The 10,535-nt window shown below is 72.0% G+C and carries 10 protein-coding genes and 1 pseudogene; 10 read left to right on the top strand and 1 reads right to left on the bottom strand.

What is annotated here, in order from left to right; translation table 11 throughout:
- The 4 genes from KS423_RS27220 to rpsD all read left to right on the top strand — a co-directional run.
- On the top strand, positions 1-283 hold a 283-nt coding region (locus KS423_RS27220), incomplete at its 5' end, for a GNAT family N-acetyltransferase (protein ID WP_224282414.1).
- A gap of 138 nt (positions 284-421) precedes the next feature.
- A complete protein-coding gene (gene ppk2 / locus KS423_RS27215) occupies positions 422-1,240 on the top strand; it encodes a polyphosphate kinase 2 (protein ID WP_224282413.1) in 819 nt (272 codons plus the stop codon).
- Between the two features lie 54 nt (positions 1,241-1,294).
- A complete protein-coding gene (locus KS423_RS27210) occupies positions 1,295-2,725 on the top strand; it encodes a replication-associated recombination protein A (protein WP_224282412.1) in 1,431 nt (476 codons plus the stop codon).
- A 318-nt stretch (positions 2,726-3,043) separates the two neighbouring features.
- Positions 3,044-3,658, top strand: coding sequence for a 30S ribosomal protein S4 (gene rpsD, locus KS423_RS27205; protein WP_224282411.1), 615 nt, complete (start codon positions 3,044-3,046; stop codon positions 3,656-3,658).
- A gap of 81 nt (positions 3,659-3,739) precedes the next feature.
- Here rpsD and KS423_RS27200 read toward each other — a convergent pair whose 3' ends face one another.
- Complete coding sequence (locus tag KS423_RS27200; RefSeq protein WP_224282410.1) at positions 3,740-4,066, bottom strand: tetratricopeptide repeat protein; 327 nt, start codon at positions 4,064-4,066, stop codon at positions 3,740-3,742.
- A 226-nt stretch (positions 4,067-4,292) separates the two neighbouring features.
- Here KS423_RS27200 and KS423_RS27195 point away from each other — a divergent pair, with 226 nt between their 5' ends.
- From KS423_RS27195 to KS423_RS27170, 6 genes and pseudogenes are all read left to right on the top strand, one after another.
- Positions 4,293-4,772 (top strand): DUF948 domain-containing protein, encoded by a 480-nt coding sequence (locus tag KS423_RS27195; RefSeq protein ID WP_224282409.1) that lies wholly within the window; start codon positions 4,293-4,295, stop codon positions 4,770-4,772.
- A gap of 4 nt (positions 4,773-4,776) precedes the next feature.
- Positions 4,777-5,280 carry a DUF6167 family protein gene (locus KS423_RS27190; protein WP_224282408.1) on the top strand — a complete coding sequence of 168 codons (504 nt, stop codon included), beginning with the start codon at positions 4,777-4,779 and terminating at the stop codon, positions 5,278-5,280.
- On the top strand, positions 5,267-7,936 hold the full coding sequence (gene alaS / locus KS423_RS27185; protein ID WP_224282407.1) for an alanine--tRNA ligase: 2,670 nt from the start codon (positions 5,267-5,269) through the stop codon (positions 7,934-7,936). The genes KS423_RS27190 and alaS overlap by 14 nt, the downstream gene beginning before the upstream one ends.
- Positions 7,936-8,415: a Holliday junction resolvase RuvX gene (gene ruvX, locus KS423_RS27180; RefSeq protein ID WP_224282406.1), complete on the top strand. Its 480-nt coding sequence runs from the start codon at positions 7,936-7,938 to the stop codon at positions 8,413-8,415. Before alaS ends, ruvX begins: the two co-directional genes overlap by 1 nt.
- Before the next feature lie 137 nt (positions 8,416-8,552).
- Positions 8,553-9,809 (top strand): endolytic transglycosylase MltG, encoded by a 1,257-nt coding sequence (gene mltG / locus KS423_RS27175; RefSeq protein WP_224282405.1) that lies wholly within the window; start codon positions 8,553-8,555, stop codon positions 9,807-9,809.
- A 188-nt stretch (positions 9,810-9,997) separates the two neighbouring features.
- A pseudogene (locus tag KS423_RS27170) lies at positions 9,998-10,535 on the top strand (hypothetical protein); the annotation flags it as partial.

Below are 10,535 nucleotides of genomic sequence, written 5' to 3'. Positions count from 1 at the left end.
GCTCGCGCCGGTCGCGGTGGCGCCCGAGTGGCAGCGCCGGGGCGTCGGCGAGCTGGTCGTCCGGGCCGCGCTGGCGGCGGCCGAGGACGCGGGCGAGAAGCTCGTGGTCGTCCTCGGCGACCCGGGGTACTACGCGCGGTTCGGCTTCGCGCCGGCCGGGCGGCACGCGGTCACCGGCCCGTTCGAGGTGCCGGAGGCGTACTTCCAGGCGCTGCCGCTGGCGGCGTACGACGGCGGCCCGCGCGGGCTCTGCCGCTACCCCGAGCCCTTCGTCGCGGTCTAGGGCCGACGTTCCCTCCCGCCCGGTTCCGATCGCGGTCTCGACCCGTTCCTCTCCGATCTGCCCGCTCCGACCTGCGAATTCGCCGTGCTGCGCCTACGGTGAGTGTGCATCAGCATCAGCCGGACGGAGGATCAGAGGGTGGCGCAGGAGCAGCGGACCGCGAAGCCGAAGCAGTTGGCGAGGAGGCCGTACGAGCGGGAGCTGCTGCGGCTGCAGCAGGAGCTGGTGAAGCTCCAGGAGTGGGTGCGGGCCGAGGGCGCCCGGCTGGTGGTGGTCTTCGAAGGACGTGACGCCGCGGGCAAGGGCGGAGCGATCAAGCGGGTGACGGAGTACCTGAACCCGCGCATCGCCCGGGTCGCGGCGCTGCCCACGCCGACCGAGCGGCAGAAGACCCAGTGGTACTTCCAGCGGTACGTCGAGCACCTGCCGGCGGCCGGGGAGATCGTGCTGTTCGACCGCAGCTGGTACAACCGCGCCGGGGTCGAGCGGGTGATGGGCTTCTGCACCGACGAGGAGTACTGGCAGTTCCTGCACCAGTGCCCGACCTTCGAGCGGATGCTGATCGAGGCGGGCATCCTGCTGCGCAAGTACTGGTTCTCGGTGAGCGACACCGAGCAGGAACGGCGGTTCCGGGACCGGCTGGAGGACCCGATGAAGCGCTGGAAGCTCTCCCCGATGGACGTCGAGTCGATCACCCGCTGGGAGGACTACTCGCGGGCCAAGGACGAGATGTTCATCCACACCGACATCCCGGACTCGCCCTGGCACGTGGTGGAGAGCGACGACAAGCGCCGGGCCCGGATCAACATGATCGCCCACCTGCTGTCCACCGTGCCGTACCAGGAGATCGGGGCGCCGCAGATCAAACTGCCGCGCCGCCCGGCCTCGCGCGGCTACCAGCGGCCCCCGCGCGACCTGCAGAAGTACGTCCCGGACCGCGCCGCCGGGCTGGAGTAGGGCGCTTCCCGTGGGTCTTGGCGGGCTGTCCGGGGCCTCGCATAGGCTTCCGGTGTGGACGAACCGGACCTCTTCACCGCCGCAGCCGAGGAACGCCAGACCAGGGAGCCCGGCCGGGCGCCGCTGGCCGTACGGATGCGTCCGCGCACCCTGGACGAGGTGGCCGGGCAGCGGCAGCTGCTGAAGCCCGGCTCGCCGCTGCGCCGGCTGGTCGGGGGCTCGCGCGGTCCGGCCGCGACCAGCTCGGTGATCCTCTGGGGGCCGCCCGGCACCGGCAAGACCACCCTGGCGCACGTGATCAGCCAGGCGGTCGAGGGCCGCTTCGTGGAGCTGTCCGCGATCACCGCCGGGGTCAAGGAGGTCCGGGCGGTGATCGACGGCGCCCGGCGGGCGGTCGGGATGTCCGGCCGGGAGACGGTGCTCTTCCTGGACGAGATCCACCGCTTCTCCAAGGCCCAGCAGGACTCACTGCTGCCGGCCGTGGAGAACCGCTGGGTCACCCTGATCGCGGCGACCACGGAGAACCCGTACTTCTCGGTGATCTCCCCGCTGCTGTCCCGCTCGCTGCTGCTCACCCTGGAGTCGCTGACCGACGAGGACATCCGGGCGCTGCTGCGCCGCGCGGTGACCGACGAGCGCGGTCTGGAGGGCGCGCTGGAGCTGTCCGCGGAGGCCGAGGACCACCTGGTGCGGCTGGCCGGCGGGGACGCCCGGCGGGCGCTCACCACGCTGGAGGCGGCGGCCGGGGCGGCACTGGAGAAGGGCGAGTCCAGCATCACGCTGGCCACCACCGAGACGGCGGTCAACCAGGCGGCGGTGCGCTACGACAAGGACGGCGACCAGCACTACGACGTGGCGAGCGCGCTGATCAAGTCGATCCGCGGCAGCGACGTGGACGCCACCCTGCACTACCTGGCCCGGATGATCGAGGCGGGGGAGGACCCGCGCTTCATCGCCCGCCGGCTGATGATCTCGGCCAGCGAGGACGTCGGCCTGGCGGATCCGACGGCCCTTCAGACGGCGGTGGCGGCGGCCCAGGCGGTGGCCCTGATCGGCTTCCCGGAGGCCCGGATCATCCTCTCCCAGGCGGCCATCGCGCTGGCCCTGGCACCCAAGTCCAACGCCGCCTACCTGGCGATCGACGCGGCGCTGGCGGACGTCCGGCAGGGCCTGGCCGGCGCCGTCCCGTCCCACCTGCGGGACGCGCACTACGGCGGCGCGGGCAAGCTGGGCCACGGCAAGGGCTACCGGTACCCGCACGACCTGCCGGAGGGCATCGCCGCCCAGCAGTACGCGCCGGACGCGGTGCACGGCAAGGAGTACTACCAGCCGACCAGGCGCGGCGGCGAGGCCCGGTACGCGGACGTGGTGGAGTGGACGCGCGGGCGGCTGCGGGGGGAGCGCAGGGAGGAGAAGAAGGCCGGGAAGGCGCCGGAGAAGCCGGAGCAGAAGACCGAGGAGCAGCCCGGGGAAAAGGGCGAGTGATCCACCGGTATACTGCATGGGAGTGCCATGCCCCGGGACGGCGGCGGGGGAGACCCCACCGACCGGCCGCACCAGCGGGACATCGGCGGTAGGCCTCCTACGGGAGGCCCGCACCAGGAGCGTCGCGCACCGTTTCGGTGTCGCGTGCAGCCCACCAGCCTCGGTTCGGTGGGCCACACGCGCGCTTGCACTTTGTGCCCGGCTCCGGAGAGCGGCTGATCCCTTCGCGCAGGCGGCGGGGTTTTCTCCGGGTCGCGACATGCGACCTCCGTCAACACCTGGTGAAAGCCGTATTCGTAAGCAAGGAAGGTTTGGTTCATGGCGAACCAGAAGCGTCCCAAGGTCAAGATCGCGCGCGCGCTCGGTGTGCCGCTGACCCCGAAGTCCGTCAAGTACTTCGAGGCCCGCCCGTACCCGCCCGGCCAGCACGGCCGTGGCCGCAAGCAGAACTCGGACTACAAGGTCCGTCTGCTCGAGAAGCAGCGTCTTCGCGCCCAGTACGACCTGAGCGAGAAGCAGCTGTCGCGCGCGTTCGACCGCGCCAAGAAGGCCGAGGGCAAGACCGGTGAGGCGCTCGTCGCCGAGCTGGAGACCCGTCTGGACTCGATGGTGCTGCGTTCGGGCATCGCCCGCACCATCTACCAGGCCCGCCAGATGGTCGTCCACGGCCACATCGAGGTCAACGGTGGCAAGGTCAACAAGCCGTCGTTCCAGATGAAGCCGGGCTACGTGGTGACCGTCCGCGAGCGCAGCAAGGAGAAGGTCCCCTTCCAGGTCGCCCGTGAGGGTGGCTACGCGGGTGAGGGCCAGACCCCGAAGTACCTCGAGGTCAACCTGAAGGCCCTGGCCTTCCGCCTGGACCGTGCGCCGCAGCGCAAGGAGGTCCCGGTGATCTGTGACGAGCAGCTGGTCGTCGAGTACTACTCGCGCTGACCCGGTTCCGCTCTTCGCGACACCACGAGCGAGCCCCCGCCGCCTTTCGAGGCGGCGGGGGCTCGCCCCTTTTCCCCGCTGCTACAGGCTCTCGCCGGTCATCGCGGCGGCCAGCCGCAGGTGCGGGCGGGCCTCCTCGGCGCGGCCCTGGCGCTCCAGGGTGCGGCCGAGCATCAGCCGGGCGTAGTCCTCGGCCGGGTCGGCCTCCAGGATCCGCAGCAGCTCGGCCTCGGCGCGGCCGAGCTGGGCGGAGTGGTAGTAGCTGCGGGCCAGCAGCAGCCGGACGGAGAGGTTGGCCGACTCCTCGGCCAGTACGCCTTCGAGCATGCGGGCCGCATCGGTGTACGCCTTGGAATCGAAGTAGAACTTCGCCATGCGGTACTCGTTGGCGGCGTTGTGGACGGCCATGGTGCTCCTTCCGGGCGGTTCCTTGCCTCCTCAAGCAATCGGCAAGTTCCAGCTATTCCGGACCGGCCCCCGCCGCAGCCGGGCAGAACGAGGTGACCGGCCGGTAGGTTGCGCGCGCGGATCGCACACCCGACCGGATCGCCGGGGAAAGAACCCGGTCCGGAAACCGGGCGTGGGCGCGATAGGGTTCCCCCTGAAGAGCTGCAAGGCGAGGGAGCGCGCAAAGGTGTCCGTGGGAGAGCTGGCCGGATTGCTCGTCGCCGTGTTCTGGGCGGTCCTGGTCACCCTGCTCGCCGTGGTGCTGGTCCGCCTCTCCCGGGTGCTCAAGGAGGCCGCCGTCCTGGTCTCCGCGGTCACCGAGCAGGCCGTGCCGCTGCTGACCGACGCGGGCGCCGCCGTGCGCAGCGCCAACGAGCAGCTGGAGCGGGTGGACGAGATCACCGCCAACGTGCAGGACGCCGCCGCCAACGCCAACGCGCTCTCCTCCACCGTGGCCGCCACCCTGGGCGGACCGCTGGTGAAGGTCGCGGCGTTCAGCTACGGCGTGCGCAAGGCCGTCGCCCGGCAGCAGGGCGGCCTGCCGCCGGTGCCGTCACAGGCCGGCGAGCGCGAGGAGCTGGCCCGGCTGGTCCGGGCCGAGGTGCGCGCCGCGACCGCGCCCAGGAGCGGCCTGTTCTCCCGGGTCCGGCGCGCGGTGAGGGGCTGACGGCATGGTGCGACGCATCTTCTGGATGGCGGTCGGCGCCGGCGCCACCGTCTGGGCCATGAACAAGGCCAACGAGGCCGTGCACCGGCTCACCCCGGACAGCCTCTCCGGCACCGCCGCCCGCGGTGCGCTGCACCTGGGCGATCTGGCCAAGCAGTTCGCCCAGGACGTGAAGGCCGGCATGGCCGAGCGCGAGGACCAGCTGAAGGACGACCTCGGACTGCACGGCACCGCCGTGGTGGAGCCCCGCAGCGCCCGCCGTGCCCGCCCGTCGCCCGCCACCACCCTTCCTGGGAAACGCGCTGCGTTGCCCCTCCCCAGCGAGCCGCAGTACCGAGCTATCTCGGCGGCGCCCGGTAGCCCGGCCGCCGCCCTGCCTCCGTCCCGCACCCGCTCTGCGCCCAGCGGTGCCCGCACCACCCCCCGGACCACTGAAGAAACGCCCCGCCGTGCCCTGCCGCCGCGGGGCGGCACCCCGAACGGAAGGACCACTAATGGAGTCGGCTGAGATCCGCCGCCGCTGGCTGCGCTTCTTCGAGGAGCGCGGCCACACCGTCGTTCCGTCGGCGTCCCTGGTCGCCGACGACCCCACCCTGCTGCTCGTCAACGCCGGCATGGTGCCGTTCAAGCCCTACTTCCTGGGCGAGGTCAAGCCGCAGTTCTCGCGCGCCACCAGCGTCCAGAAGTGCGTGCGCACCCTGGACATCGAGGAGGTCGGGAAGACCACCCGGCACGGCTCCTTCTTCCAGATGTGCGGCAACTTCTCCTTCGGCGACTACTTCAAGGAAGGAGCCATCAAGTTCGCCTGGGAGCTGCTCACCAGTCCCGTCGCGGACGGCGGCTACGGCCTGGAGAAGGAGAAGCTCTGGATCACCGTCTACAAGGACGACGACGAGGCCGAGCAGATCTGGCGTGACGTCATCGGCGTGCCCTCCGAGCGCATCCAGCGCCTGGGCATGAAGGACAACTTCTGGTCGATGGGCGTCCCCGGCCCGTGCGGCCCGTGCTCGGAGATCAACTACGACCGCGGCCCCGCGTACGGCGAGGAGGGCGGCCCGGCCGTCAACGGCGAGCGCTACCTGGAGATCTGGAACCTGGTCTTCATGCAGTACGAGCGCGGCCACGGCGACGGGAAGGACGGCTTCGAGATCCTCGGCGACCTGCCGAGCAAGAACATCGACACCGGCCTCGGCCTGGAGCGCCTCGCCGCCATCCTCCAGGGCGTCGACAACCTCTTCGAGATCGACACCAGCCGGATGATCCTCGACCGCGCCGCCGAGCTCACCGGCCACACCTACGGCGCCGACCACAAGTCGGACATCTCGCTGCGCGTGGTCACCGACCACATCCGCACCGCGCTGATGCTGGTCGGCGACGGCGTCACCCCGGGCAACGAGGGCCGCGGCTACGTGCTGCGCCGCATCCTGCGCCGCGCCATCCGCAACATGCGCCTGCTGGGCGCCACCGAGCCGGTGGCCAAGGAGCTCGTCGACGTCGCGATCAAGGCGATGGCCCCGCAGTACCCCGAGCTGGAGACCGACCGCAAGCGCATCGAGACGGTCGTCGTCGGCGAGGAGGCCGCCTTCCTCCAGACCCTGAAGGCGGGCACCAACCTGCTGGACGTCGCGGTCACCGAGACCAGGCAGGCCGGCGGCGTGGTGCTCTCCGGCGAGCAGGCCTTCAAGCTGCACGACACCTACGGCTTCCCGATCGACCTCACCCTGGAGATGGCCGAGGAACAGGGCCTCCAGGTGGACGAGGCCGGCTTCCGCCGCCTGATGCAGGAGCAGCGGGACCGTGCCAAGGCGGACGCCAAGGCCAAGAAGATGGGCCACGCCGACGTCGCCGCGTACCGCGAGGTCGCCGACAAGTCCGGCGCCAGCGTCTTCACCGGCTACGGCCTCACCGAGGGCGAGGCCACCGTGGTCGGCCTGCTGGTGGACGGCGTCCCGGCGCCGGCCGCCTCCGAGGGCGACGAGGTCGAGATCATCCTCGACCGCACCCCGTTCTACGCCGAGGGCGGTGGCCAGCTCGCCGACCAGGGCCGGATCCGGCTGGAGTCCGGCGCGGTGGTGGAGATCCGCGACGTGCAGCAGCCCGTCCCGGGCGTCATCGTGCACTCCGGCGGGGTGCTGTTCGGCGAGGTCGTGCTGGGCGCCTCGGCGTACGCCACGATCGACACCGAGCGCCGCCGGGCGATCGCCCGCGCCCACTCGGCCACCCACCTGACCCACCAGGCGCTGCGCGACGCGCTCGGCCCGACGGCCGCCCAGGCCGGCTCCGAGAACGCCCCCGGCCGCTTCCGCTTCGACTTCGGCTCGCCCGCCGCCGTCCCGGGCAGCGTGCTGGTCGACGTCGAGCAGAAGATCAACGACGTGCTGGGCCGCGAGCTGGAGGTCACCGCCGAGGTCATGACGATGGACCAGGCCCGCAAGGCCGGCGCCATCGCGATGTTCGGCGAGAAGTACGGCGACGAGGTCCGGGTCGTCACCATCGGCGACTTCTCCAAGGAGCTGTGCGGTGGTACCCACGTCGGCAACACCGCCCAGCTGGGCCTGGTGAAGCTGCTCGGCGAGTCCTCGATCGGCTCCGGCGTGCGCCGTGTCGAGGCGCTGGTCGGCAGCGACGCGTACCGGTTCCTGGCCCGTGAGCACACCGTGGTCTCCCAGCTCACCGAGCTGGTCAAGGGCCGCCCGGAGGAGCTGCCGGAGAAGATCTCGGGCATGCTCGCCAAGCTCAAGGACGCCGAGAAGGAGATCGAGCGCTTCCGCGCCGAGAAGGTGCTGGCCGCCGCGGCGGGCCTGGCCGACTCGGCCGAGGACGTGCACGGCATCGCCGTGGTCGCCGCGCAGGTCGCCGACGGCGTGGGCGCGGACGAGCTGCGCAAGCTGGTCCTGGACGTGCGCGGCCGCCTCGGCTCGCGCCCGGCCGTGGTCGCCGCCTTCACCGTGGCCAACGACCGCCCGCTGACCGTGATCGCCACCAACGAGGACGCCCGCGGCCGCGGCATCAAGGCCGGCGAGCTGGTCCGGACGGCCGCCAAGACCCTCGGCGGCGGCGGTGGCGGCAAGGACGACGTCGCCCAGGGTGGCGGTTCCAACCCGGCCGCGGTCGGCGAGGCCATCGCCGCGGTGCGCGGCCTGGTCGCGGAGCGCGCCAGCTGATGGAGCAGGAGGAGAGGCCCTTCCGGCGGGGGCGGCGGATCGCCGTCGACGTCGGGGACGCCCGGATCGGGGTCGCGTCCTGCGACCCCGACGGGGTGCTCGCCACGCCGGTGGAGACCGTCCCGGCCGGGGTGAAGTCGCAGGCCCGGATCGCCGCCATCGTCGACGAGTACGGTGCGATGGAGGTGATCGTCGGGCTCCCGCGCTCGCTCAGCGGCAAGGAGGGCCCGGCGGCGGAGAAGGTCCGGGCGTACGCGGCCCGGCTGGCCAACCGGCTCTACCCGGTGCCGGTGCGGCTGGTGGACGAGCGGATGTCGACCGTCACCGCGACCCACGGGCTGCGCGCCTCGGGGGTCAAGGCGAAGAAGGGCCGTTCGGTGGTCGACCAGGCCGCCGCGGTGGTGATCCTCCAGACCGCCCTTGAGTCCGAACGGGTGAGCGGACGCCCGCCCGGTGAGAGCGTCGAGGCGGCCGGCTGACCGGCCTGGTTTAACGTCCCGTTGAGGGGTCCGTGCGGACGCGTCCGCACGGACCCCGCTTCATTCGTTTCCGTGTCCGTTTTGGATCGATTCGCATCGATCCGGATCGATCTGGGACCGTCGAGGGGGCGCGAGCCATGACCGACCAGGACTTCCACCCGGGGCTCACCCCCGGGCACCTGGGTGCGCCGGTGCCGGAGCCGGAGGGCCGTCCGCCGGGCGCGCCCCGCCCGCGCCACGATGCGCCGGATCCGCGTCGGCGGCGCGACAGACTGGCCTGCGGGCTGACCGCGCTCGCGTTGGTCGCGGTGTTCGGCGGGATCGGGCTGACCGGGTACACCTGGTTGCAGTCGCAGCGCAGACCCCCGACCGCGGCCGACTTCCCCGGACCGGGCACCGGCAGCGTGCAGGTCTCGGTGCCGGAGGGCGCCGGCCTCTCCCAGATCGCGTCCGCGCTGGTCCGCAACGGGGTGGTGGCCAGCTCGCTCGCCTTCACCCGGGCCGCGAAGGGCAGCGCGGCGGCGGCCGGGCGGATCCAGCCCGGGACGTACACGCTGAAGCAGAAGATGTCGGCCGCGGCGGCGCTGGCGATCCTGATCGACCCGGCCAACGCCAACGGCCTGACCATCCCCGAGGGCTGGCGCGGCCACCAGATCTACGCGGCCATCGACAGGAAGCTGAACCTGCCCGAGGGCACCGCCCTGAAGACCGTCCAGGAACACGGGGCCGAGCTCGGCCTGCCGGACTTCACCAACGGCAGCCCGGAGGGCTACCTGTTCCCGGCGACGTACAGCGTCACCGAGGACACCACCGCCTTGGACCTGCTGAAGCAGATGGTGGACCGGGCCGGCACGGAGTTCAACCGGGACGACGCCACCGTGGTCGCCCAGAACCTCGGGCAGAGCGTGTACGGGCTGGTCACCGTGGCCAGCATGGTCCAGGGCGAGGCCGACAACACCGAGGACATGGGCAAGGTGGCCCGGGTCATCTACAACCGGCTGGCCAAGGGCATGCCCCTGCAGCTGGACTCCACCATCAACTACGTGCTCGGCCGTTCGACCCTGAACACCTCGGTGACCGACACCAAGCTGGACTCCCCGTACAACACCTACCTGCACCCCGGGCTGCCGCCGAGCCCGATCTCCAACCCCGGGCGGCAGGCGATCATGGCGGCGCTGGACCCGACGCCTGGGGACTGGCTGTACTTCGTCACCGTGAGGCCGGGGGACACCCGCTTCACCGACAGCTTCGAGGTGCAGCAACGCAACGTGGCGGAGTTCAACGCCAACCGGGCGGCGGCCGAGCCGAGCGCCCCGGCGTCGGGCCCGTCCTCCGACCCGGCGGCGCCGGGTGGGGCGGGGGCACCTTCGGGCGCCGGTGCGGCGACACCGTGACGGTGTTGTGTGCCGTCGGTGAGATCGCTCACTGACGGTGCTTCCGCCCGGGCGGGGGTAAGGCTGCGGTACGGTAACGTCTCCCTCCAGGCGCTGCGCTAGCACGCCGGTTCGAGAATCAGCCGGGACCGCGTCGTCCCGGACGGCCGGTTTGATCCTCCGGTCGTCACCGTCGGTTAAGGGGATCGATGACCGATCTGGGCGGGGGCTACAACCCCCAGGGCGAGCCGTGGCACCCCGGTGATCCCGGGTACGACGGCCGGCAGCCGGTCCCCGGCCAGCAGGACGGCCAGTGGCAGCAGCAGTACCCGCAGCAGGGCCAGGCGGCCCAGCAGCCGTACGGGGACGTGCAGCAGGGGTACGCGCAGCAGCAGATGACGCCGCAGATGCAGCAGCAGATGATGGCGCAGCAGGGCTACCCGCAGCAGCAGGTGCCGCAGCAGCAGATGCAGCAGCAGGGCTTCCCGGGCGGTCAGCAGGGCTACCCGCAGCAGGTGCCGCAACAGGGCTACCCCCAGCAGGGGTACGCGCAGCAGCAGCCGGTGCAGCAGGGCTACCCGCAGCAGCAGACGCCCCAGCAGCAGACGCCGATGCAGCAGCAGGGCTACCAGCAGCAGGGTTTCCCCGGCGGCCAGCCGCAGGTGCCGCAGCAGCAGGTCCAGCCGCAGCAGACGCCGCGGCAGCAGGCCCGGCCGCAGCAGGCCGCGGAGCCCGCGCCGGCCGCCG

This window comes from Streptomyces sp. LS1784, assembly GCF_020103755.1.
GTDB lineage: Bacteria > Actinomycetota > Actinomycetes > Streptomycetales > Streptomycetaceae > Kitasatospora.
This window is presented reverse-complemented; position numbering and strand designations above follow the sequence as displayed.

Coding starts and splice junctions, on each gene's coding strand:
- KS423_RS27200 (WP_224282410.1), bottom strand. CDS start 4,066: ATGGCCGTCCACAACGCCGCCAACGAGTACCGCATGGCGAAGTTCTAC.
- KS423_RS27190 (WP_224282408.1), top strand. CDS start 4,777: ATGGTGCGACGCATCTTCTGGATGGCGGTCGGCGCCGGCGCCACCGTC.
- alaS (WP_224282407.1), top strand. CDS start 5,267: ATGGAGTCGGCTGAGATCCGCCGCCGCTGGCTGCGCTTCTTCGAGGAG.
- rpsD (WP_224282411.1), top strand. CDS start 3,044: ATGGCGAACCAGAAGCGTCCCAAGGTCAAGATCGCGCGCGCGCTCGGT.
- mltG (WP_224282405.1), top strand. CDS start 8,553: ATGACCGACCAGGACTTCCACCCGGGGCTCACCCCCGGGCACCTGGGT.
- ruvX (WP_224282406.1), top strand. CDS start 7,936: ATGGAGCAGGAGGAGAGGCCCTTCCGGCGGGGGCGGCGGATCGCCGTC.